The organism is Priestia endophytica DSM 13796 (assembly GCF_900115845.1).
GTDB lineage: Bacteria > Bacillota > Bacilli > Bacillales > Bacillaceae_H > Bacillus_I > Bacillus_I endophytica.
Window position 1 is genome coordinate 377,531 of the sequence record NZ_FOXX01000003.1, and the last position, 25,541, is coordinate 403,071.

The window sequence follows — 25,541 nt, forward strand, 5'->3', positions numbered from 1 at the left end:
TTATCTGTTTTCGTATTCTTATTATGAAATAAACAAGAGAGAAACCGTTATCACATTCATTGCAAATGTTTGCCTAATCCTCTCACAGCTATTTATACAATAAACAAATATACCTTATAATAAAGCTAGTAAGAATGAAGGAATAAGGAGAATGCTATGTTTGAACACGTATATAAACAAAACGATGAGCTTGCAAAAGTCATTAAGCATTATTCTAAGAAAGACGGTATTTATCAGACCGCTATCCCATCGCTATTTTTCATTAACGAATCTCATATTACTGAGCCGCTTCATGTTGTTTACAAGCCTTCTTTTTGCGTTATTGTTCAAGGTGAAAAAGAAGTGCTTCTAGCACAAGAACGCTTTAAATACGGGCCTGCTGATTACCTTGTGTCATCTGTTGACTTACCTGTGACAGGGCAAGTTATAAAAGCTTCTTCACATGCATGCTCCATATTTAGCTCTCAAACTTGAATTTACGCCAAATCAAATCTTAGATGTTTTGAATAGCTGCGAAAATCAAGTTCGTCATAGGAAAGATCCAAAGCGAGCATTATTTGTTAGTCAAACAGAACCATCCCTATTAGATGCGGTTACAAGGCTAGTTCGTCTATTAGACAGTCCAGAAGACATTCCAACGCTTGCTCCCCTATTCATGAAGGAAATTCTGTATAAGATTCTAAAAGGTAAGCATGGTGCTACACTCGAACAAATCGCAATAGAAGGCAGCGATACTTACAAAATCAGAGATGTTATTGAACATATTATCCATAACTATGATTCCCCTCTGCGCATTCAAGATCTTGCTGAAAGAGCAAATATGAGCGTTTCGTCATTTCACCGCCATTTTAAAGAAGTCACAGCTATGAGTCCTATTCAGTTTCAAAAACAGTTGAGACTACAAGAAGCCCGACTCCTACTATTAGCAGAGTCATCAGATGCCGGTGAAGTAGCCTTCAGAGTCGGCTATGAAAGTCCATCACAGTTCAGTCGGGAATATTCTCGTATGTTTGGATTTCCACCAAGAGAAGATATCAAACGTATACGTGCTCAAAAAATAAACGCATAAGTCTCCTACGCAACAAAGTTTTCCATGAAAAAACATTAGATCACTAAAAAAGCCTTACTCCCCATTTTCATGGTAGTAAGGCTTTTCGTTTTAACTAGGAGAACATTATCCTCTATTATTTTATATCCCAGAATTATGGTTCTTGATATAGCTCAATATAGTTGTTCTCTTTCTAAAGAAGAAATATATAGAATAATCCTTTGTTTCTTAAATGATTTCCACTAAGAAAGTTAGCAATTTAAATGTAAAATTCCATGTGTGCTTTATCTTCTTTATAATACTCTAAACGATCTTGTAGACTCCCTGTATGAAATTCAAATTTATGTCCATCAGGATCTGTAAAGTATATGGATTTCTTGTCTCTCTCGTCTCTTTCCCTTCCAGATAAAATATGGACATTATTTTTTATTAGCAGCTTTTTAAAATTTTCAAATTCTTTATCGTTCACCGTAAATGCAATGTGAGTATAGGAATGTTGAATCTCATTTCTTGGAATATCTTCCTCTGTATTTAAGGCAATCCATAAACCATTTAAATCGAAATAAGCTAGCTTTCTTCCTTTAACAAGTAATTTAGCTTGAAGTATATTTTCATAGAAATGTATAGATGAGTCTAAGTTCGAAACCGAAAAACAGATATGATTGATATTTAACACTGCTTATCCCCTCCATCACTTTGGATATAGTATACAATAGAAATTTCAAAATATCTTTTCACTCTATCCTTCATATAAACTAATTAAGGTTTTTCTCTTTCCCAACAGTGTAATTTAGCTTACAACTGTTACCCCCCATTCACTAAAACCATTTTAGCTATAAGATAATTAATGCATCATACGCCAATTCTTAGCCTTCATAAAGATAAAGAGAGAAAAAACCACTCCCATAGCAGCAAATCCAAATAATAAGTAGCGAACAGAAATACCTAATGTCATTAAAAAGGAAAACAACGTCTGAGAAATAGGATCGAAGGCTGTTTGAGCTAAGAAAACAATTCCCATAACTCTTCCCATCATTTTTGGATCTGTGTGCTCTTGAATCATCACATCTGTTGGTATAAAGGTCATGAAACCTAAGAAACCAATTAAACTCACCATTGGAATGAGGCCCCATATAGAAGGGATTTGACTGAACACACACATAAGAATTGCGCTTGTTATTAATGAATTTAATGTTAACTTCCCGCGATTTTTATGAAGTGTAACGATCAGTAACATCACTGTAGCTACGAGAGAACCTATTGAAAAACCTGCCTCTAGAAAGCTTAAGTGAAGAGCTGTCCCCCCCTCTTCTTTCGCTAAGAGAGGTAAGCTTAGAAAAAGAGGTCCAAAAATGAAGAAATTAATGACAATGATAATTCCGATTCCTACTATATATAAAGGTGAAGCCCGAACATAATTATACCCTTCTTGAAGTTCTCTAAAAACTGTACTTTTTTCCCCAGTAGACAAAGGTTTTTCATCCTTAATAATAGTGGGAAAAACAAGCAATGAATAAATTAACATACTAATCATGCTTATGATAAAAGTAACAGAAAAGGAATAGTAGTTAATTAAAGCTCCCGCAATGACTGGTCCTATTAAAAAAACTAACTCTTGAGAACTATGGATCATTGTATTTGCGCCTTGAAGCTCCTTTTTCTCTACTAGCACTGGTATTAAAGAAGACAAAGCAGGAAAAAACAGTCCATCCAAACAACCAAGTAGAAACGAAACAACTAAGAGGATAGGAAATGTAAGATTTCCATCAAGATAAGCATAAAGGAGAACCCCTATAAGAATGGTTTTTGCTATTCCTGTGCTAAAAAGGATTTTAGACTTTTGGGTGCGATCGGCCATTACTCCCCCCACTATCATTGTGAACATACGTGGCAACGAGGCAATGGCTAAAAGAAGCCCCATATATTGCGGTTGTTTTAACTGATCAACTATATACCAAGATATAGTGAGGAGAAACATGGAATAACCTAATACTGAAAAAAGTTCAGCACCTAAAAGAAACATAAATTTTTTATTTTTTGACAAAGTATACATTAGAAATCTCCTTGTATAAACACGTTATTTTCAGGTTTGTTTCTTTAAATTAAAATAATTAAGTTAAGTTAACTAAACTATATTTATGTTATATCTCATTTATTCTCTTGTCAATATCTAGTTAATAAGAAGTTAAATATATTCACACCTTACTTTTCAATAGAAATCCCCTGGACATTTTTACCTAAAAAAAAGATAGATTTTTAGAATTAGTAGGAGTAAAATACTACTTATGTAAAATTATCAATATCAGAGGTAAACAAATGCAACCGAATTTATCACCTATAAAACCTAGTTTCAAACCTAGAAATAATCGATTTTATGTAACCGTTACTACGAAATTTTGGGTAAGTCATGCCCTAGCAATTGGATGGACTATTTTTGCTTTGTACCTTTCCTTGCCATGGCTAAGAGACTTATCCTCTATCGTTTCTCTTCCACTAGCAATCTTAATTATTGGAGGAATAGCCTATGTCCCAGGTTATATGAATGCTTTTCTTATAGCGAGTTTATTATTAGATAGACAACCTGTCTTAAGGGATCAATATCCTTCTGATTCAGTGACAATGCTCATTGCCGCTTATAATGAGGAAAAGTCTATTTTCAACACATTACAATATGTAGCTAATCAAGATTATTTGGGAAAAATACATATAATTGTGATTAATAATAATTCAACAGATCATACAGATCAAGAAATTATAAGAGCAAAAAAAGAATTAAACTTAGATATTACTCTGTTACATGAATATAAGCCTGGCAAATTTCATGCCTTGAACAAAGGCTTGCAGCATGTGATGACTCCATATGTAATTACGTTAGATGCGGATACGTTGCTTCATCCATCTTCTATTCGTTATCTTGTATCAAGAATTAAAAATAGCCCTTCTAACGTATCTGCAGTAGCTGGATCTATGCTTGTCCGTAACAGTCGTGAAACCATTTGGACTAGAATACAAGAGTGGGACTATTTTCTAGGGATCGCTTCTATAAAAAGACTGCAAGGATTATACCAAGGTACACTTGTTGCACAAGGTGCTTTTAGCTTATATAAAACGGAGTGTGTACGAGAAGTTCAAGGCTGGCCAGATGCTATTGGAGAAGACATCGTCTTAACGTGGAGACTCTTACACAATCAATGGAAAGTATATTTCGAACCTTTAGCTGTAGCTTTTACAGATGCCCCTCCTACGCTTAGCCATTTTGTTAAGCAGCGCTCACGATGGGCAAGAGGAATGATTGAAGGCTTAATCGAAATTAAACCATGGAACCAACCACAGTTGTATACAAAATATCTCACAGGAATCAACTTTATGATGCCGTATTTAGATTTTGTTTATACTTTTTGCTGGATTCCGGGATTGATTCTCGCTTTCTTTGGTTTCTATTGGATTGTAGGACCCTTAACTCTCTTAGTTTTACCCCTAACTATCATTAGTTATAGTTTGCTTTATACTTATCAAAGAAACTATGTATTTAAAAATCTTGGCTTAAAAGTAAGGAGGAACACATTAGGATTTATCTTATTTGTTCTTTGTTATCAGATGATTATGTCTCCAGTATCTGTTTGGGGTTATTTACAAGAAATGTTCAAATTAAAACGGGTTTGGAAATAGACTTAGTTTTTTGAACTTATATGATATCTATTATTTAGGTAAAACAAAAAGGCTTTAGGTGGAATAAACTAAAGCTTGTTACTTTTGTTACATGACAATGTGCCAGCTGAAAAGATAACATAAATGAATCCCTCAAAATTTTTCACTCGTAGAACTAATGTTATATTATTAGAAAATGTTCACATGATACTTTCTAGAGGTATTAAAAAATGAACTGAACCATAAAAAGACAATCTTACTTGTAAGATTGTCTTTTTATCTTCTTTCAACTGTCCGGCAGATTAATACCCCTTCTGCGCTTTCTCAGTTATTTCAACTCACATGACCTTGACCATGCTGGTTATTATAGAGGTTAGCATAAAACCCATTCTTCTCTAATAACTCTTCATGTGATCCCTCTTCCATAATCTTGCCGTTGTTAATAACTAGAATAGTATCTGCATCTTTAATTGTACTAAGTCGATGAGCAATTACAAAGCTTGTTCTACCCTTCATTAAAGTTTCCATTGCTTCTTGAATATGAAGCTCTGTTCTTGTATCAACACTGCTTGTTGCCTCATCTAATATAAGGATAGAAGGATTCGCAAGCAGGGCTCGAGCAATTGTCAACAGCTGTCTTTGTCCTTGACTTAAATTACTTCCTTCTGCGCTTAAAGATGTGTCATACCCTTTTGGCAGCTTTCTTATAAAGGAATCTGCATTAGCAAGCCTTGCAGCGTCTTCTACTTCCTTGTCTGTTGCCTCTAGACGACCATACCGAATATTTTCCCGAATCGTCCCAGAAAACACATAAGCATCTTGCAAAACAAGACCAATTTGTTTTCTCATCTCCTTCTTGTCTAATGTATATATGTCTTTTCCATCGATTAAAATCTGTCCTGATTGAATATCGTAAAAACGGGTTAATAGATTAATAATCGTTGTTTTTCCTGCCCCTGTTGGTCCGACTAGAGCAATCTTTTGACCGGGTTTAGCGTGGAGCGAAAGATTTTTTAATATTGCTACATCCTCATTGTAACTGAAATACACATTGTTAAACGTAACGTCCCCTTTAAATTCCGAATGAGATCCTGCATTACTTTTTTCTCCATCCTCAGACTTCATATCTAGTATTTCAAATACACGTTCAGCTCCTGCAATAGCGGATTGAAGCATATTATATTGGTTAGCGAGCTGGTTAAGCGGTTGACTGAATTGATTGGAATAGTTAAGAAAACTAACAATAATACCAATTGTAATCATCTCGTGATAAGCAAAAACCCCACCGCTTACCGCAATAATTAAGAAACTTAAGTTGCGCATTGTATTCATAATAGGCCCCATTGAGCCAGAAAGACTTTGAGCTTTAACACCAATTGATCTTAGGTTCTCATTCATGTCTTGAAATTCTTCAATAAATTTATCTTCTCTTCCAAATCCTTTAACAATTCTTAATCCTGAAATACTTTCCTGCACAAACCCGTTCACTTCTCCTAAACTTTTTTGCTGCTCTGAAAAATAGCGACGCGTATATTTGGTAATTTGCTTTGTAATGAACACAATGATTGGCACAGTAAGCATTGTAACAAGTGTCATCCAAAGACTTAAACTAAGCATCATTACAATACTACCAACTAACATAAAGATACTTGAAATAAGTTGAATGACTGTTTGATTAAGGGTATTTGACACATTTGTAATATCATTTGTTGTTCGGCTCATTAGTTCGCCATGTGTCTTCTGATCAAAAAATTTAACTGGCAATGCTTGATATTTCTCAAATAAATCTTGCCGCATTTCTCGTACTGTTTCTTGTGATAAACTTGCAGCCGTATATTGCTGAAGCCATGTAAATACTGCTCCAAGGACATAAATTCCTAACAAGACAAAACTCATTTTTACAAGCCCGTGCCATCGATGTGGAACAATATAGTTATCAATCATTTTACCGATAAGATATGGACCAAGAAGCAGCAAAAGGGAAGTTATCGCCGTGTAGATGATAACTGACAACAAACTACGGCGTTGCTTTTTTAAATACTGCCATATTCTACGTAATGTCCCTTTTACATCCTTAGATTTTTCACCTTTAATTGTGCCTGGTCGTGGACCTTTACCAGGCTGAAGCCCCATTTGTGCTAGGTTAGTAATGTCTTTGGACCCCCCATGATTATTTGTGCTCATAAGACACCTCCCTTTCACCAAACTGAGAGCGATAAATATCTTGGTAAACAGTACAATTCTCTAATAGCTCTTGATGTGCACCGCTTCCTACAATCGTTCCCTCATCCATTACGAGAATCTTTTCAGCATCTATACAAGATGAGATTCGCTGTGCAATGATGAATGTTATATTATCCTTTATTAATCCTTTTAAAGCATTGCGCAATTTTCTTTCTGTTTCAGAATCCAAAGCACTTGTACTATCATCCATAATTAAAATAGAAGGCTTAATTAGCAGTGTTCTAGCAATTGAAATACGTTGCTTTTGGCCTCCAGATAAATTAACCCCTTTTTGGCCAACCTTTGTGTCATAACCATGAGGTAGTTTGGAGATAAAATCGTGTACTTGGGCTATTTTAGCAACCTCTATAATGTCTTCTTCTTTTGCATCTACTTTACCAAGTGAAATATTATCTCTTATAGATCTCGTAAATAAAAAGGAATCTTGAAGAACCATTCCAATATTGTGCCGAAGTTCTGCAAGCGGAATATTTCGAATATCTCTCCCATCGATGACAACAGATCCTGATGTCACATCATACAACCTTGGAATTAACTGCACAAGCGTTGATTTTCCAGCCCCTGTAGATCCAATAATAGCAACAGTCTCTCCCCGAGAAGCCTCAAAGTTGATATCTCGTAATATTGAATCCTCTGCTGTTTTACTATTATTATACGAAAAGTTTACATGTTTAAATGAGATATGTTCTCCTAGAAGTGCAGATTCCCCCTCACTTTTAGCGTCTACAATGCTAGGTTCAGTAGACAAAACGTCCTGGATACGTTGTGCTGATACATTCGCACGAGACACGTCCACCAATCGGCCGCTTACCATAATTAACGAAGAAAGAGCTTGCGCTACATAGTTAATAAAAGCAACCAAGTCTCCTACTTTAACAGAATCTCTCCAAACAAGAGGACCGCTATATAAGAGAATACCAACAAGACAAACGTTCATAATGAGCGTCATAATAGGAGCATTCAAGGCAATAAAACGTGAAGCTTTTATAGAGCTTTGCGTGTAACCTCTATTAACATTGTGAAATCTCTTTGTTTCATAACCTGATCGTACAAAAGCTTTTACAACGCGAATACCTGCTAGGTTTTCTTGTATTCTCGTATTTACCATATCTAGTTTTTGTTGAACTTTTGAAAACAGCGGATAAGAAAAACGCATAAGGACAATGAGAACGCCAATGAGTACAACAAGAGTCCCAAGCAAAATAAGACCAAGCCGAAGGTTCATCAATAATGCCATAATGACACTACCAATGAGTAAACATGGTGCTCGCACAAGACCTTGAAGCGCAACTTGTACTAATGTTTGGACTTGCACAACATCATTTGTCATGCGCGTAATTAAAGATCCTGATTTAAACTTATCTATATCCTGAAATGAGAAGGTTTGCACTTTCTTGTACAGAGCTTCTCGAATATCTCCCCCTATATTTTGCGACGCACGACTTGCAAAGATGTTACATCCGACCCCCGCTATTAAGGAAAGCAATGCTACCAAAACCATGAGTATTCCTGTATGTTCGATAACATTGAAATCTCGCTCTACTACTCCATTGTTTACAATATAAGCGGCTAATCTTGGCTGTAGTAAATCAAAAAACACTTCAAACAACATAAAAAGAGGGCCGAGAATAACGAATTTCCAATAAGGTTTTATATATCCTTTTATTCCACTCATTTTCATTCGTCTCCTTGAGCAAAAATTTGTTTTTTCAATAAAGTCATTTTTTTTCTTCTTTCTCTATTTTCTCTCTAGAGAGCTCTCTCTCCTCTGTTTCGTGGAGCTCAAAATGTCTCGTAAATTCATCAATAACTAACTCAATCGCTTTCAACTCACCAAGAATAACTTGCTTAATTTCTGCGTATTCTGGTGAATCAAGCTGTTGTTTTAATGTTGTTCGTTTTATATGTAGTCTTTCTAAAAAATCTAACGCTCGACCTCTTCGAAATGTTTTAGCACCATGACTCCCTCTTTTATGACCTCCTCGATGCTTTTCACCTTTCATATGCTCCTTAAAATCCTTCATTCATAGACACCCTTTCGTATACACTTGTATACATTCCTTATATTTCCACTGTATACAAATGTATACGATTTGTCAAAAGAATTTTTTCTAATCTATTCCCTATCATTTGCTCATAGACTTTATGAATAAAAAGAACCCCACCTTGTATAAGGTAAGGATTGAATGAATACTTTCTTTTTGTTTTTATTTAGCAGCTATTCACTTTCAGGGAAAAAGCATTTTGCAAAAATAAATTTGTTTAATAAATAATGTTTGTAAAAGTGCACTTTTACAAACATTTTTAGAACAGATATTGTTACTAAAATAAAAGACAGTAAAAAAACATAACAATAAGCCTGTTTCTTTTACTGTCTCTATTGAGAGAAGCAAATAAATGTCCTTTTAGTTATTTAAAGACAACCTATTATAAATTAATGAAGGAACATGAGATTAGTTTTAGCAAGGACAATATAATTAAGAAGAAACTCGTCAAAAGTGTATAAAGTTGTAAATTGAGGTAAATAACCTCGATAAGACCACCTATCACAAAGAGAGAAGAAACAAATGGAAGACTAAATATTGGTTCATTTATCAATAAACTTCTCACTCCATGAAAACACAATATAATCCCATATAAACTAAATTATTCTTCCTTATATAATCTATGTTCTATACAATTTCAGTTTACATAATGAAGATTATAAGCATTAAAAAAGGTTAGGCGTCTGGTTACCCAACCTCAATTGAATATAATAAAAGAGAAGTGAATTTTTCTGAATACACAATATAACCTTTTGTTTCTTTCAATATCTTTTCTCATTGGTTGAGATTCATTATTCCTTTTCAAAAAGTTATTTATCTCCTCACTTTATCAAATCCCAAGTGCTTTTTTTGTTGCAGGACCCACAATTCCATCTACTGCTAAATGGCGTGCTTTTTGAAATTGACGAACAGCCTGATCGGTATTCGCACCAAAAATTCCGTCTACTCCTTTAGTGTTATATCCAAGAGATGTTAACTTACGCTGAAGAATTTGCACTTCGCTACCTCGACTACCTTCCTTTAAAATAGTTCCGGTAGAAGGTCCTGGGGTTGATCCATTGTTATTATTGCCTGATCCTATAAGTCCATATGCTGTTGCAATAGAATCGAATGATTTTCCAGAAGTTGTAATGATAACAGTTGTATTGGTTGGCACTTGGCTAAATAACCACTCTACATCATTATCATACATACGAATACATCCACTGCTTACATAATAACCAATTGAACTCGGATTATTATTACCATGAATCGCATAAGTTGTACCCCATGTTCCGCGCGCATTCAAACCAAGCCATCGGTTCCCAAGCGGATTTCTTGGATCGCCCCCTGGGATGTTTCCCGTATAGTAAGGTCTATTCACAATCTTATTCACAATCTTAAATGTACCTTCCGGTGTTAAAGATTGAGTTCTCCCTGTTCCTACTCTAAAGACTTTCTTCAAATAGCTATTTTCATAATAAGCAAGCTGATTGTTTGCCTTATTAACAATGATAAATTTACTGCCTGCTGCAGAACTAGTAATTCCCCCCGCACTAAAGAACACAAGAAAAACCAAAATAAAGAGTATAAATCCTTTTTTAATCAAACTTTTTCCCCCTTTCAATCCTCAATAATCTCTCTCTTTTTATAATCTTTTCAATTTATTTAATGAACATTTTTCTTGTCCTATTACCAAATTCAATATTTATGTAGATTAAAATTTCAGATGTTGAAAAAGCAGAAAAAAACCTACTGTCTCGGAAACAGTAGGTTTTTCTATTTTATAGATTGTATATGATATACAAGGTTAGTTAACATAATCGATCTTAGGAGAAGGTGGACATTTCATAACTCCTTGTCCTCCAAAGGATTCCATAACCTTTTCTTTTTCTTGTTATGTAGGATTTTATACATCATTGAGTTAGCAAGCTTTCTTTTGTTCCCCAACATAAAAAAAGCACATAAAAACCAACAGGTTTATGCACTCAATACATATAGAAATTTCCTTTAATAATGTACAGGAACACGCTCTGAATTTTTTCTTTGCTACAAATTTAAAATTTTATGCGAATGTAACTTTAAAACAAAATTGGTTAAAACCCACTTATAATTTCTAATTGGGTAAAGTAATTAAATTTTGCATAAACAAAAAAAGAAGATGCCTCAAAAGTATACCTTTTAGGGGCACCTCCTTTTTCTATATTAAAACATCTGTATAAGCTTCTTTGCTGAATCTGCTCCATTTTTGATACAGTCAGGGATGCCCACTCCGTAATAGGAACAACCGGCAAGGATGATTCCAGGATAGTCGGCTGCCATTTTGCTTTCCAGAGCTTCTACACTTTGCGGATGGATAATCAAATAATTCGGCATTTGGTCCGTCCAATTGGTTACTTCACTGGCTATTGGCTCAGCGTCAATCCCTAAGCTTTTGTGAATATCGCCTAGGGCAATATCAAGCAATTCTTCTTTGTTCATGTTCTTTAATGAAGCGAATGAAGGATGACTGCTTTTATAAAAAAGTCTGACTAGCAGATTGCCGGATTTTGAGGTATGGCCCCATTTTCGGCTTGTCCATGTACAGGCATTGCAGAACAATTCATTAATATTCGCAGTGATGAAGCCCGTTCCATCCGCGGGAAGGATACTGTCAGGCACGTCAAAGCCAAGATACACACTAATTAGTGAACTGCTTTTCAATCCAGTAAATTCGCTTTTAAGACCCGGATCATTAATTAAAGATTCAGCAGCTGTATGTGGAATGCTAAGGATGATATAGTCCGCTTCGATCCTTTCCTGATTGTTTAGAGACACATGATAATGGCTGTTTTCTTTTTCAATTTTATGGACTTTGGTATTTTTCAAAATCTCAGCATCAACAAGATTTTCTTCAAACGCATCAATCAATGTATCTAAGCCATTTTGAAAAGAAAGAAACTTTCTTTCCCCTCCTTTAAATTTCTGTTTATTAGCTTCAAGCCCTTTTATAATACTTCCGTATTCTTCCTTATAGTCAATCAAATACGGAAGGGTAGAGGCAATGGTTAAGTCACTGAGTGTTCCGGAATAGACACCGGAAAGAACAGGGGCAATTTGTTTTTCAACCAACTCTGTTCCAAGAAAATGCTCAAGAAAGGCACCGATAGAATCGTTTTTCGTAAATATTTTATTGGTTGTATACAAATCCTTCAATGCCGCTACTTTTCCTTCGGCAGAAACGAGCGTGCTCTTCGCCAACGATTCTATGCTTGCAGGAATTCCGAAGACAGCATCATCCGGAATGGGCTTCAATTCTCCGTCAGTGTATATATAAGAACGGCCTGTCGCATTGTAAACAACATCCTTTTCTAAACCAAGTTCTTCAATCACAGGCATTGTTTCCAATTTACGGGACACAATCGAATCCGCACCTGCTTCCATCAAAAACCCATTTCGTTTGACTGTTCGGATTTTCCCGCCAAGCTGATTGGACGCTTCAGCGAGAACTATCCTTATATCTTCTCCATTCGCCTTTTTCCATTTTTGTAATTCATACATGGCCGATAATCCCGTTATACCGCCACCAATCACAACAACTGTTTTCACTTACTTCCACCTCTTATATCATTCCATATCTTAGAAGACGACAGGCGCCATCCAAGTACTTACAGGCACTATCCAAATTTCCTCACTGATATTAATAATAGTGTCGCTGATTTTTGAATCCTTTTGTTTCATTATAAAGGTGAACGTTTTAGGATGAAAGGAATTAGTTAATCGTTAACATTGAAAGGTGCATTTTAATAAGACCAACTCGTTAAAGTAAGTGGTGTCTAACAATGGGGATGCAGTTCAAAAAAGGGAAAAAACAGAGGAACAGTATATGTAATTCATCTCATTCAAAGTCTTATAATTGCTGTTCTTCTTATTTGGGTTATATAGATGTTCCTCAACTAACGCAATCGTTAGTTGAGGAACAAAAAAGATCGGCAATTAACTTTCCTGGTCTTCTGCGATAAAACCTTTTGGTTTCATGTCAATATTAATTTACCTTCCCCCCTTTATACTCATTCATGATTTGACAGCCATTTTTCATAAAGGAACACTAAAGATTTATTCAATATTTACTTAAGATTCCATTGTGAATATGGTGTTCCATATGCTCAAGATAATCTTTTATAAGCCACTCTAGTGTCTGTTGTCAATTATTTCCTATATCACAAGGGTTGGATAGTTTGTCATTAGGTATATTCTTAATAATAGTAGCAATTTGCTTATTTAACGCCTGAAAAAGGTTTACTATTTCATCAAGTGGTCGATCTTGATAGCCCTGAACCTTTACCCATTGGTCTTGATTATACGATTGAATCCTATATACTGGTTCTTCATATTGAATTTTTATAAATCTTCCAATGTTATTTATGGCAGAGTCACATAGATGACCTAAAATCTCTTTTTTAGACCATTTATTTGGTAATGGTCGGTTAGAAATTTCCTCTTCAGACATAGAGTTGTACTCCTCTGGTAATCTTTTTATCCAATGATGGATGCTCTCCACTATATTTTGCATATTTTCCCCCCTAAATTTCTTATAAATCTAATCTTCAGCTTCCCCCCTAAAATCCCTTTACTAAATAATCTTCCCACGCAAATCTGTCTTGTTCTAAAAGCTTATTTAACAATATGGATTAATTGCAAAAATATGTTTTACTCATCCCCATTCACCTCTTGAGATCGACTAATCTCCATTAGTTCCTCCATTTCTTCTTCATTCCATGGATCCTTATATTCTAAAAAGAGCTCCTGCGTCTCAGTATGGATTGGAACTAACCAATTCTCCTGAACTTGCACATATTGATAAAGCTCTTTGGCGTCCTTCCTGGAGAGAGAAACGGTCACTTTCTCTCCTTAGACCGATAAAATCACTTCTTGATCTCCTACCTCTCGAGTAATTCCTAGCGTCACCTTTTTCATTAAATAACATCTTTAATTCCTCCTGTTTTCGTATCATATATAACTTTTATCTTTTTTGAAAAACGAATCTTAGGAAATTCTTATTCATCTGTTTTTCCATCGAATACACATTATTCATGATGGATTCCTCCTTGTCAGCTTATATAATTGAATATATAATCGCTAATGCAATAACTCTAAAAAAAGTTAGAATGTCTGTGAACCTAACAGCTTCATAGATTAGGTTATGTTAGGAGGAAATGATGTCAGAAGTAAGTGCAGTAGAACAAAACCATGCAATCGCAGCATTCGAGTCCGTTATCCGAAAGTCTGAGCATGCGTTAGATAGTATGGCACCAAATGTTCCGGCCCGTAAGACGTTGATAAAACGATTAAAAGCCGCAAAGGTGGGATTGGCGGTTTTGCAGTCTGTTTGGCGGGAAAAGTCTTTTGAATACGATATGACAGAAAGCAAGGAAGCACGAAATGTTTTAGCAGGAATGCTTCCGATGTTGGGTAAGTTTTATGATAAGGCAAAACCAGGCAGCTCACAGCATACGTTAATACAGCGACGCATTGCTGCCTTTGAACTAGCAGTGAAATTTCTTGATGAGCGATACTAAAAATTGGAGAGTGTAAGACAAAAAGCCGGAACGTCGATTTCCGGCTTTTGTCTACAGTCTTAGAGGAGTTGCTACAGCAACTCCTCTAAGCGAGAACATCTTCTATTTAATAGGCTTGTTATCCAGTTGTGTTTTTCATTATTATCATAAAGAATTCTCTTTTAATCCCTCTTCATCAACTTTTATATTTATCAAAACCTAAACAAAAAATTGTAGAATTCTTCATATTCATTTTTAATCTGAAAACAGGCTATTTCCCCTAGATTAAGAAAAAATAATTATCAAAGTTCATATGCTACATTGTATTCCTAAATATAGAAACTGTCCAAAACTCTAATGCTCTTGTACTTCTAGCGGAAATTCTTTAAGTCCAAACACAAATGCACTTTGAATAGGCAATAATTCAAAATTATGTGGGATACAGACTTTTGAAAATTCCTTTGTTAATTGTTCAAAAGCAATTTGGCCTTCCATTCTAGCTAAAGGGGCACCTAAACAGAAATGAATTCCCTTTCCAAATGATAGATGTGGATTAGGTTTTCGATTAATAATGAACTGATCGGCGTTTTCAAACTTATTTTCATCACGATTAGCTGATCCAATCCATAGGGTCACAGAGTCTCCCTTTCTTATGTTCTGCCCTCTTATTTCCTTATCTTCTTTCGCAATTCTATGAAGGGCTTGAACAGGTGAACGGTAACGTAATCCTTCTTCAATGGCTAATGTAATATGTTCAGGATTTTGCTGGATCTCTTGATAATGGCTCGGTTCTTCTAACAATCCATACAGGGTATTTCCAATAAGATTTGTTGTTGTTTCATTACCTGCTGCTAACAGCAAGCGGCAAAATGAGACAATCTCACCGTCTGTTAGCTTTTGCCCTTCTATTTCAGCATCTATTAAAATAGAAATAATGTCTTCCTTAGGATGAGTTCTTTTGTATTTAATAATCTCCTCAAAATACGTATCCATTTCAGTAATACTTTGCGTACGAAGCTTTTGTAATCTTTGAAGTGCCTCTGCTGATGAATCTTCTGGTCCTGCAACTAATAAATCAGACCAGCGTTTAAAGTCCCCCATATCTTCTTCAGGGACTCCAAGAATATCAGCAATAACCATAACAGGTAATGGATACGCTAAATCTTTAATTAAGTCAAACGTTGTTTTTCCTTTCATATCATCTATAAGGTTTTCCGTAATTTGTTCAATTCGAGGTTTCCATAAATTTAATTCTCTTGGGGTAAAAGCTTTGCTCACAAGTGAACGTAATTGAGTATGACGAGGAGGATCAAGACTGAGAATGTTTGGTTCTCCTTGTTGAACAGGTCGCTGGGAAGAGAATACTTCCTTATTTTTAATAATTGCTTCAATATCTTCATATAAAAATATATCCCAGCACTTCTCTTCTTCATTGTATGTAATAGGAGAAGTCTTTCTCATTTTGTCATACCATTCAAACCGTCCGTTCCAATTTTCCTCTGGAGTAGAAAATGTATGTCTTGAAAAAAATCCCGCTGTATTTTGTTTCATTATACTCGCTCCTTTTTCATAAATAATCAAAGAATCTAGCTTTCTAAGACAGAAGGTCTTTTAACAATGAAATAGGGTTATTTAAAACAATCATTCTTCATACGTATACATCTTTTTCCCTTTCTCTTCTAGTTTCTAAACAAACTCCCTGTTTTCCTTTATATATCATGTAAATATGACAGCAGACCTATTTTTAAGTTTTCCTATAACAAACGTAAAGGAGTTAACTTTTAAGTTAACTCCTTTAGTAGATTATTCATTATGAAATTATTTGAGCTGCATTTCATAGCAGTAACGAGAACGGGAATAGTTTTGTTTTATTCACAAGCAACCTTCTGTTAAAAGGTACACATTCCGAACTTTCATTACACTTAGACTTCCGCAAAAATCGAACTACTAAAGACACTACGTACGATTTTTTAAATAATCAGCTTGTATAATTTTTATCATTCCACTTAGCTTGTCCTAGTTTCACGTATCTTTTGTAATTGACGCAAAAGTAATTCTGATTACTTTTTGCAGATCACTTGGTGATACTTGGACTTGATGTCCTACACGTCCACCAGAAAAATAAATGGTATTAAAGTTTTTCGCCGTGGCATCGATAAACGTTTTAAACTGTTTTTTCATTCCTATAGGGGAACAGCCTCCATGTACATATCCTGTAAGAGGTAGAAGGTCTTTTTGCAGAATCATCTCAATTGACTTCTCTCCTACTGCTTTTGCCCCTTTTTTTAAATCTAGCTCTTTTGCAATTGGAACCATAAAGACATAATGTTCTTTTGATTTCCCTACTGTAACGAGCGTTTTAAATACCTGTTCAGAATTTTCTTTAAAATAGTTGGCAACTTCAATTCCTTGAAGCTTTGTACTATCGAAAGAATAATCGCGATACGAAATCTTTTTCTGATCAAGAATCCGCATGACGTTTGTTTTGTCTACTTTTTTCCCCATCATTATCACCACTATTTTCATAACAGATTTAGTTTTCTTAAAGGTTAGGTCATACTAACAATTTCCTTGCTCTTCCAAAGCTATCTTCTTAATTATTAAGCCATTTCACATAGCTCCAGAATCCCGCCGAACATTAGCTTGTAAGGTTTTGTAGCTTGACTTCTCTTATTCATTCCTTTTTTCTAAAACCTTTATCCAGTTGTATTTATTTTACTAAAATGGTTTAGTCCATTACAATATACACGTATTGAAGATTACTGTTAGTTATGTTTTTTACTTATGGGATGATGTATGAAAAAGCTAAGAAAGGTGGATTTATTATGATTAATGATACAACAAAAAAACAAGACCTTATGGATGCCTTTAGCTTTCGTCATGCGACAAAAGCATTCGATCCAACGAAAAAAATTTCAGAAGAAGACTTTAATATCATTCTAGAAGCTGGCCGCTTATCACCAAGTTCAATTGGATATGAGCCATGGAGATTTTTAGTCGTTCAAAATCGCGAAATTCGTGAAAAATTACGTGAAGTAAGCTCCGGAGCTCAAGGTCAGTTTCCAACAGCTAGTCACTTCGTTATTATTCTTGCACGCAAAAATGCCACTCCTGAGTCAGATTATGGGCAACATATTTTAAAAAATGTGAAAAAAGTTCCTCAGGATAAGATGGAGCAAATGGTCAAAGCTTATCAACACTTCCAGGGTGTTAACCTTAACCTATACGAAAGTGAACGAGCGCTGTTTGACTGGGCTAGCAAACAAACATACATTGCACTCGGTAATATGTTAACAGCTGCAGCATTAATTGGAATTGATTCTTGTCCAATTGAAGGCTTCCATATGGAAAAAGTAAATGAAGTCTTAGAGAATGAAGGCTTGCTAGATCGTGAAAACTTTGGTGTATCCGTTATGGCAGCATTCGGATACAGAGCTGAAGAACCACACCGCGAAAAATCTAGACAGAGCCAAGATGAAGTTGTTCAGTGGGTTGATTAATATTTGACCTGCATAAATAAAAAGCCGATTCCTCTATTACGGAATCGGCTTTTTCACTCCATATACGTATTCACAACTGCTCAAGTATAGATTGTTCATCTACTCTACCGTCCTGGTTAAGAGTATATATGTTGACAAAGAAAGATATATAGTGATAATTTATACTCCAATACACTAAGTATGTTTAAATACGAGGCATATTAAATAGTAAAATTAGACACTAAACATATTATTTGACAGGATAACTAAAGGGATGATAATTTATATGCGTGCGCATGCAATAAATTACTTATGTACTAAATCGTAATATTGATTTTCTACCAACAAATGAATTTTTTCAAAAAAACGCAAACTTAAATTAACAAGTAAAGGAAGTAGAAAAATTATGAATTCGCAAAAATCTATTGAACCTTTGTTTAAGCCTTTTGAACTTGAAAATCTAAAACTTAAAAACCGTATCGTAATGGCACCTATGACTCGTAGTTTTTCACCAAACGGAATTCCAGGATCTGATGTTGCCTCTTACTACCGTCGCAGAGCAGAAAATGAAGTTGGATTAATTATTACTGAAGGAGTACTTATTGAACATCCTGCTGCAGGAGCGGAACATGATGTTCCCCATTTTTACGGAGAAGAAGCGTTAAACGGTTGGGCACGTGTCGTTCAAGAAGTGCATGAAGCTGGCGGAAAAATTGCTCCACAGATTTGGCATACAGGAATGGCTCGTCAAAAAGAGCATTTCCCTGATTCAGATGCCACTCCTGTTGGACCTTCAGGCATCAACTTTAGTGGTGAACAAGTATCTGAACCGCTTAGTGTGCAAGAAATTAAGGACATTGTGAATGCTTATGGGCAAGCTGCTGCTAATGCTAAAAAAATTGGTTTTGACGCAGTTGAAATTCACGGAGCTCATGGCTACCTAATTGACCAATTCTTCGCCGATTCCTTTAATAAACGTAATGATGAATATGGCGGGGATTTAGTTCAACGCACTCGCTTTGGAGTAGAAGTTATTAAAGCCGTACGTGAGGCTGTTGGTCCTGACTTCCCTATCATTTTTAGATTTTCTCAATGGAAAGCTAACGACTACAATTTCAAACTAGCAAAAAACCCTGACGAACTAAAACGTTTTCTCACACCACTTGTGGAAGCTGGCGTTGATATTTTCCATGCGTCAACTCGTCGATTTTGGGAACCAGAATTTGAAGGCTCTGACCTTAACTTGGCAGGCTGGACTCGTAAACTAACGGGCAAACCTGCTATTACAGTTGGCTCTGTTGGATTAGATTCTGAATTTATGGATCTACTTACAAAAGGCCAAGGAAGTCAACCTGCAAGTATTGATGAATTAGTTCAACGTCTAGAAGACGAAGAGTTTGACCTTGTAGCAATTGGTCGAGCACTACTGAATGACCCTGCATGGGTAACTAAAATTCGTGACGGTAAAACGGAAGAGCTAACGGCCTTTACAAAAGAAGATTTAAAAACTTTAATATAGGATATCAGTCAGTAAGAAAACTAAAATAGGCCCAGAAGAAGCTTCAATAGAAGTTTCCTCTGGGCTTTTTTCTTCTTTGTATCTAATGTCATCGAAACAAAGCAGGTTATTCAACCTATATTTAGGGGAAGGTTACTGCCATTTTCTGATTAAAAGGATTCTCCATTAAAATCATCCACATGAAAAAAAGGACTAATTCACAGATTTGTGAATTAGTCCTAAAATATGTTGCAAGTTATTAATATTGCTCTCAATATTAAATTATATTTCTCTTATATTACTTTTTATTTGGATTATGTTGAAGATAAACAACATGAGTTTGTAAAAATTCTTCTAAACCATGCTTACCATCGGCTCCACCAATTCCAGATTTTTTACGACCTGCATGGAAGCCCTGAATAGCTTCAAAGTTTTCACGGTTGATATATGTTTCACCAAATAGTAATTCATTTGCAGCGCGCATTGCTGTATCTAGATTCTGTGTAAAAATAGAAGATGTTAAGCCATACTGGCAGTCATTTGCAAGTTCAATCGCTTCGTCTAGATCTTTAAATGTCAGAATTGGAAGAACAGGTCCAAATACTTCTTCTTGTACGATTTGTGAATCTTGCTTTACGTTCACAAGAACAGTTGGTTCATAATAATAGCCGACTTTTGCATCCCCGCGTTTTCCACCTGTTAATACTTGAGCCCCTTCTTCCACTGCTTTTTTCACCATTGAGTCAACAGACTCTACTGCTTGTTTGTTCGTAAGTGGCCCCATATCTAAGTCTTTATCTTCAAGTGGATTACCGAATTTCACCTTTTTCATTGCCGCAACGATTTTTTCAATAAATGTATCCGCGATATTTTCATGAACATATACACGTTCAGCACAGTTACACACTTGCCCTGTATTAATAATACGTGAGTCCACAATCGCCTTAACTGCTAAATCGATGTCTGCATCCTCTGCTACAATAGCTGGTGCTTTTCCACCAAGCTCTAGACTTACTTTTGTTACGTTTTTAGCAGCTGCTTCCATAACACTTACACCCGCATTTACGCTACCTGTTAAGCTTACTAAACCAATTTTTTCATTTGAAGCAAGTTCATTGCCGACTGTGCCACCTCGTCCTGTTACAAGGTTAAATACACCTTTTGGAATGCCTACTTTTTCCACTAATTTCGCAAACTCAATCGCATTATTTGGCGTATCACTGCTAGGTTTAATGACAATTGTATTACCTGTCACTAATGCAGGAGCAACTTTTCTAGCTACAAGAAAGAATGGGAAATTCCATGGTAAAAATCCAGCTACAACACCAATTGGTTCCTTAAAAATCATAATGTTTTCATTTGGTCTGTCACTTTGAAGAATTTCTCCTTCGTAAGTTCTTGCTGATCCTGCCATGTAATCAATATAGTCAGCTGTAAATTCAACTTCTGTAGTAGAGAGAGCAAGTACTTTTCCTTGTTCTTCTGAAATAACACGTGCTAGATGATCTTTATTATTTCGAATTTCTTCAGCTAAACGAGTGAAATATTTTGCTCTTTCAGCAGCAGGTTTTTTCTTCCACTCTTTTTGTGCTTCTTCTGCAAAATTGATAGCTTCTTTAACTTCTTCTATTGTGCAGCTTGGTACTTCTGAAATAATTTCTTCTGTTGCTGGATTTATTACTTGGATGAATTCATTGGAACTAGAATTCGTGAACTCTCCATTGATATACATTTGATATTGTTTGACATCTGTTTGTGTGCTCATTTCCCAAGTCCCCCTATTAATTGTGAATTTTATCTACGTTTATTTTTATAAGTTTAAAATTCCCTGTTTTGGCACAACATTAAATGCATCTGCTAGGTCTTGAAGCTGTTGATCTGTAATCGTTTGCTTAACTCCGCCTTGTGCACATACGATTGTATATACCTCTGCAGCTTTTTCAGCTGTTTCAATTAAACCAAATGTTTCATCCATCGTAGTTCCGGCTCCAAATACCCCATGATGAGGCCAGATAACAGAACGAACATCTTTCATTTTTTCTGCAGTTGCTTCCCCGATTGAATCAGTTCCTGGAACCATCCATGGAATAATACCAATTCCTTCTGGAAATACAACAATACATTCTGTGCACATTTGCCATAATGTTTTCGTAAAGGCATTCTCATCTAAGCTATGAGTGAAAGTCATTCCAATAAGGTTAGTTGCATGGCAATGCATAATAACACGATGATCTGGATCCACTTTCAATCGTTCAATATGGCTCATTAAATGGGAAGGAAGTTCACTTGTTGGTACTCCCCCGTCTTCTAATCCCCATAGAATATCAAGGGATCTCCCATCCTCAGTTATACGAATGATACCAAGATTTTCAGCTGGGTTATCGATTACATTTTTGAAGTATTTACCTGAACCAGTTACAATAAAATACTTTCCAGCTAAAGGAGAACCATCAAAGATCATTGATACTGTACGCTTAATATCATTAATGTTTAAATACGTAGCTACTTCCTCTTCTTCCAATAGATAACTAATATTTCCCCCATTACGTTCATCCCACCCTAATCGGTAAAGATTTGCGGTAGTTTTCATCATTTCTTGGAGGAAAGGAGCTTTTAATATGTCTTTCTTTGTCATAACCTCTTTCACTTCATCATCTCTCCTTTTATTCTCTTTAAGAGATATTATAAATAGCTTTTTAATTCTGGGGTTTATATATAATAACTACTACTTTAGATATTTGAATCAAAGTATTTACAAAACCATGATATGTTTTCCAAAGAAAAAAGTCAACATAAATAAACAATATTTTTTTGTTTTGTTTTGTTTTTTTATTTTTTAAGCATCATTTCATCTTTGTTTTTTATATACTAAACATTTATTTATAGAGTATTCCAACTTGTAATATTAGCTGGTTAATAAATAATAGTAGTAATTAATCTGTTTTATATAAGAAAAAATACTTTTAATTATAGGGAATCTCTCTCCGTTTAAGAAATATGATATGATGAAACAAAAACAAACAAAAAACAATCAATATATTTGTTTCTGATTTAATATTCATGATTTTTTAAAACTGTAAAAAAGAAGGGAAGTTAGAAATGCTAGTAGCTGAAAGACAAAAAAAGATAGTGGACTTAGTAAACTTACGAACGACCATCCGTGTTTCTGAACTAAGTGAAATATTTTCCGTAACAGAAGAAACAATTCGACGTGATCTTGAGAAGCTTGAAAAAGAAAAGCAGTTGCGACGAAGTCATGGAGGGGCTCTCAGTATTCAGGAAAAAAATCTAGAAGTGGATTTTTCTGAACGAGAAATCATAAATGTAATAGAAAAGAAAATAATTGCCCGTGAAGCTGTTAATCAAGTAAAAAGTGGAGATCGGATTATCCTTGACGCTAGCACTACTGCATGGTATATGGCAAGATCCCTTCCTGATTTCCCACTTACCGTTATTACAAATTCGATTAAAGTAGCAATGGAACTTAGTAAAAAAGAAAAAATTGAAGTTATATCAACAGGAGGCATACTGCTTCCTAAATCATTATCTTACGTTGGACCTTTAGCAGAACGTTCCCTTGATAATTATCACGTTGACAAAACTTTTCTTTCTTGTAAGGGACTTGATTTAAAGAATGGGTTAAGCGATTCAAATGAATGGCAAGCATTATTAAAAAGGAAAATGATTGAAAGATCAGCTGAGACAATACTGATGGTTGATTCAAGTAAGTTTGGACATCGAGATTTTTCTCATATTACTTCCTTACACAATATTAATCAAATTATTGTAGATGCCAAATTAGACAACACTTTAAAAGAAATACTTACGGAGAAAAATATAGCTGTAACAGCCGTAAATTGGGGTAATGAGTCTGCTTCTTACTTTTTTAAAGAAGCTACTGTACACAGTTAAGTAAAATTCTATAAGCTATTTTATTCGGCAAACTTATCCATAAGTAAGTTTGCCTTCTTTATAAACAAACAATTTTTAACAAAAAACAAAAATAAAACAAAAATAATTGTTGTTTCATTTTGTTTTTGTGTTAATATGTATACTATAAACAAACTATTTAAAGATTTTTCTTAAGGAGAGTGACAATTTATACTTTGAGTCCATTTATTCCTATTAGGTAGAAAATTATTTTTAAACAAGTAAAAACTAGTAAGTAAGGTATTAAGAACCCTTGGATTTGTAACCGAATTCAAAGCCCTATCCCTAGCTCAATTTAATAAGTATGATTTTGAAAATATCCATGTCATAACACATATTCGTTGTAAGCGCTATCTTAATAGCGATATAAATTATTTGAGGTGATAGTAATGATTAGAAAAGCAAGTATTATGTTTGTTTATAAAGATCAATTTGACGAATACAAACGTCGACACGATGAGATATGGCCAGAAATGGTAGAAGCATTAAAAGAACATGGCGCTCATAACTATTCAATTTTCTTAGAAAAAGAAACTGGAAAATTGTTTGCTTATTTAGAAGTTGAAGATGAAGATAAATGGAACAAGATGGCTGAAAGCGCCATTTGTAAAAAGTGGTGGGATTACATGGAGCCTTTAATGGAGACAAATTCTGATAATAGTCCCCGTTCTGTGGACTTAGATGAATTGTTTTACTTAGCATAACTCTTTAAGAAGATACAGTCAGCAAGAAAATCACAGTAATCCAAACATTTATATCATTGTTTGGATGAATTTGAGGGGAGTTTTGAATATGGCCAGTAATACTAAAGGTGGATTAAAGTCTACTCTTACTGTAGCAATGTCTAACTATTTAGAAGCAGGATCCATTGTAGCTGCTGCTGGTGGGCTAACGCTTTGGATGGAATATTTAAATCTAGATGACTTTAAACTAGGGTTACTAGGAGCACTGAGTGCCAATGGTTTCGCTTCAGCAGCAGGAGCATTATTAGGAGGCATTCTGGTTGATAAGTATGGTCGTAAGTTAATTTATAAATATGATTTACTTGTATATATGTTTGGTGTCTTATTAACGATTCTATCTTTTAACTTTCCGATGTTATTAATAGGCTATGTCATTACAGGATTAGCTGTAGGGGCTGCCATTCCTGCTGCTTGGACGTATATAGCAGAAGAAGCACCTGAAAATGAACGTGCATCTCGTGTAGGATGGGGACAGTTAGCGTGGTCTATTGGTCCCGCTATCTCGTTACTTCTTTCTGTAGCATTAGCTCCATTAGGTCTATTAGGAAGTAGAATTATTTTTGGTCAGTTATTTGTAATCGCTTTAATTACGTGGATTATGCAACAGCAAATCAATGAATCAAAAATTTGGGAAGAAGAAAAACAAAAAGAAGTAAGCCAAAAAGCAAAAGGTAAAAAGCTAGAAAGCCCAATTAAAGAATTATTCACAATCAAGGCAAATCGTCATGCCATTGTTTTATTGCTTGGCATCTATTGCTTCTGGAACCTCGTAGCTGGTGTAATGGGGTACTTCATGCCTTATATTTATGAAACTGTTGGAGGGCTTTCATCAAAACAAGCAAATTTATTACAAGCATTTTTATGGATTCTAACCGTTCTAGGATCATACTTTGTTTTTATTAAATTAGGGGATAAAGTAAACAGACGTATATTATATGGAGTAGGAGCTGCCATGGGGATTGCCGCTTGGGCTGTTCTCACATATGGTGGAATGGGAATGACTGAACTGCTTATATTTGTCATACTTTGGGGAACTGCAGCAGGCTTTGGTGCTCAAGCCTTCTATGGCCTATGGGCAAGTGAGTTATTTCATACAAAATATCGTGCAAAAGCACAAGGATTTCTTTTTTGTACAGCACGTGTAGCTGTTGGTATTATTTCACTTGCGATTCCAACTATGATTTCTACATTAGGATTTAAAGTATCAGGTTCTATTATGATTGGATTCCTACTAATTGCAGCAGTCATTGGATTAGTAATGGCTCCAGAAACAAGAGGAAAATCATTAAAAGAAATTGAAGAAGAACGATACAGTGCTTAAAAGAATACACTAAATAAGGAATAGAATCCAAAATAGCCAAGCCCCTAAACGGAGCTTGGCTATTTTATT

At 35.1% G+C, this 25,541-nt stretch carries 20 protein-coding genes and 1 pseudogene; 8 read left to right on the top strand and 13 right to left on the bottom strand.

The window, feature by feature from the left end; translation table 11 throughout:
- The first annotated feature begins 156 nt into the window (after positions 1 to 156).
- Positions 157 to 1,069, top strand: a pseudogene (locus BM012_RS08675) (AraC family transcriptional regulator N-terminal domain-containing protein).
- A gap of 238 nt (positions 1,070 to 1,307) precedes the next feature.
- On the opposite strand, the gene fosB reads toward BM012_RS08675, so the two are convergent.
- Together fosB and BM012_RS08685 are read right to left on the bottom strand one after the other, a co-directional pair.
- Complete coding sequence (fosB, locus tag BM012_RS08680; protein ID WP_061805014.1) at positions 1,308 to 1,724, bottom strand: FosB/FosD family fosfomycin resistance bacillithiol transferase; 417 nt, start codon at positions 1,722 to 1,724, stop codon at positions 1,308 to 1,310.
- 168 nt (positions 1,725 to 1,892) lie between these two features.
- Entirely contained in the window at positions 1,893 to 3,101 is a 1,209-nt protein-coding gene (locus BM012_RS08685; protein ID WP_061805013.1) for an MFS transporter, read from the bottom strand.
- A 263-nt stretch (positions 3,102 to 3,364) separates the two neighbouring features.
- Between BM012_RS08685 and BM012_RS08690 the strand changes: the two genes are divergently transcribed.
- A complete protein-coding gene (locus BM012_RS08690) occupies positions 3,365 to 4,717 on the top strand; it encodes a glycosyltransferase family 2 protein (protein WP_061805012.1) in 1,353 nt (450 codons plus the stop codon).
- A gap of 312 nt (positions 4,718 to 5,029) precedes the next feature.
- Here BM012_RS08690 and BM012_RS08695 read toward each other — a convergent pair whose 3' ends face one another.
- The 7 genes from BM012_RS08695 to BM012_RS08725 all read right to left on the bottom strand — a co-directional run bounded on the left by BM012_RS08695 (position 5,030) and on the right by BM012_RS08725 (position 13,845).
- A complete protein-coding gene (locus BM012_RS08695) occupies positions 5,030 to 6,880 on the bottom strand; it encodes an ABC transporter ATP-binding protein (RefSeq protein WP_061805011.1) in 1,851 nt (616 codons plus the stop codon).
- Positions 6,867 to 8,615, bottom strand: a complete 1,749-nt coding sequence (locus tag BM012_RS08700; protein ID WP_061805010.1) for an ABC transporter ATP-binding protein — start codon at positions 8,613 to 8,615, stop codon at positions 6,867 to 6,869. The genes BM012_RS08695 and BM012_RS08700 overlap by 14 nt, the downstream gene beginning before the upstream one ends.
- A gap of 43 nt (positions 8,616 to 8,658) precedes the next feature.
- Positions 8,659 to 8,964 carry a hypothetical protein gene (locus BM012_RS08705; protein WP_061805009.1) on the bottom strand — a complete coding sequence of 102 codons (306 nt, stop codon included), beginning with the start codon at positions 8,962 to 8,964 and terminating at the stop codon, positions 8,659 to 8,661.
- An 850-nt stretch (positions 8,965 to 9,814) separates the two neighbouring features.
- Positions 9,815 to 10,573: a L,D-transpeptidase family protein gene (locus tag BM012_RS08710; protein ID WP_082802609.1), complete on the bottom strand. Its 759-nt coding sequence runs from the start codon at positions 10,571 to 10,573 to the stop codon at positions 9,815 to 9,817.
- 596 nt (positions 10,574 to 11,169) lie between these two features.
- Positions 11,170 to 12,552, bottom strand: coding sequence for a protoporphyrinogen oxidase (hemG, locus tag BM012_RS08715; RefSeq protein ID WP_061805008.1), 1,383 nt, complete (start codon positions 12,550 to 12,552; stop codon positions 11,170 to 11,172).
- A gap of 595 nt (positions 12,553 to 13,147) precedes the next feature.
- Positions 13,148 to 13,516, bottom strand: a complete 369-nt coding sequence (locus tag BM012_RS08720) for a DinB family protein (protein ID WP_235606174.1) — start codon at positions 13,514 to 13,516, stop codon at positions 13,148 to 13,150.
- Positions 13,517 to 13,653: 137 nt separating this feature from the next.
- Positions 13,654 to 13,845: a hypothetical protein gene (locus BM012_RS08725; protein ID WP_061805007.1), complete on the bottom strand. Its 192-nt coding sequence runs from the start codon at positions 13,843 to 13,845 to the stop codon at positions 13,654 to 13,656.
- 317 nt (positions 13,846 to 14,162) lie between these two features.
- On the opposite strand from BM012_RS08725, the gene BM012_RS08730 reads away from it, so the two are divergent.
- The gene (locus tag BM012_RS08730; RefSeq protein WP_061805006.1) at positions 14,163 to 14,522 is read left to right on the top strand and encodes a hypothetical protein; all 360 of its coding nucleotides are present in this window, start codon (positions 14,163 to 14,165) and stop codon (positions 14,520 to 14,522) included.
- Positions 14,523 to 14,855: 333 nt separating this feature from the next.
- Here the strand turns inward: BM012_RS08730 and BM012_RS08735 are convergent, their stop codons facing one another.
- Entirely contained in the window at positions 14,856 to 16,052 is a 1,197-nt protein-coding gene (locus tag BM012_RS08735) for a cytochrome P450 (protein ID WP_061805005.1), read from the bottom strand.
- A gap of 471 nt (positions 16,053 to 16,523) precedes the next feature.
- Positions 16,524 to 17,006, bottom strand: coding sequence for a Cys-tRNA(Pro) deacylase (gene ybaK / locus BM012_RS08740; RefSeq protein WP_061805004.1), 483 nt, complete (start codon positions 17,004 to 17,006; stop codon positions 16,524 to 16,526).
- A gap of 320 nt (positions 17,007 to 17,326) precedes the next feature.
- On the opposite strand from ybaK, the gene BM012_RS08745 reads away from it, so the two are divergent.
- Together BM012_RS08745 and BM012_RS08750 are read left to right on the top strand one after the other, a co-directional pair.
- A complete protein-coding gene (locus tag BM012_RS08745; protein ID WP_061805003.1) occupies positions 17,327 to 18,001 on the top strand; it encodes an NAD(P)H-dependent oxidoreductase in 675 nt (224 codons plus the stop codon).
- A 385-nt stretch (positions 18,002 to 18,386) separates the two neighbouring features.
- Positions 18,387 to 19,499 carry an NADH:flavin oxidoreductase gene (locus BM012_RS08750; protein ID WP_061805002.1) on the top strand — a complete coding sequence of 371 codons (1,113 nt, stop codon included), beginning with the start codon at positions 18,387 to 18,389 and terminating at the stop codon, positions 19,497 to 19,499.
- 277 nt (positions 19,500 to 19,776) lie between these two features.
- Here the strand turns inward: BM012_RS08750 and aldA are convergent, their stop codons facing one another.
- Positions 19,777 to 21,243: an aldehyde dehydrogenase gene (gene aldA, locus BM012_RS08755; protein WP_061805001.1), complete on the bottom strand. Its 1,467-nt coding sequence runs from the start codon at positions 21,241 to 21,243 to the stop codon at positions 19,777 to 19,779.
- A 45-nt stretch (positions 21,244 to 21,288) separates the two neighbouring features.
- Positions 21,289 to 22,113, bottom strand: a complete 825-nt coding sequence (gene rhaD / locus BM012_RS08760; RefSeq protein ID WP_061805225.1) for a rhamnulose-1-phosphate aldolase — start codon at positions 22,111 to 22,113, stop codon at positions 21,289 to 21,291.
- Positions 22,114 to 22,577: 464 nt separating this feature from the next.
- Here rhaD and BM012_RS08765 point away from each other — a divergent pair, with 464 nt between their 5' ends.
- From BM012_RS08765 to BM012_RS08775, 3 genes are all read left to right on the top strand, one after another.
- Entirely contained in the window at positions 22,578 to 23,390 is an 813-nt protein-coding gene (locus BM012_RS08765) for a DeoR/GlpR family DNA-binding transcription regulator (RefSeq protein ID WP_061805000.1), read from the top strand.
- 407 nt (positions 23,391 to 23,797) lie between these two features.
- Entirely contained in the window at positions 23,798 to 24,112 is a 315-nt protein-coding gene (gene rhaM, locus BM012_RS08770) for an L-rhamnose mutarotase (protein ID WP_061804999.1), read from the top strand.
- Between the two features lie 88 nt (positions 24,113 to 24,200).
- Complete coding sequence (locus BM012_RS08775) at positions 24,201 to 25,472, top strand: MFS transporter (RefSeq protein WP_061804998.1); 1,272 nt, start codon at positions 24,201 to 24,203, stop codon at positions 25,470 to 25,472.
- Positions 25,473 to 25,541 lie beyond the last annotated feature (69 nt).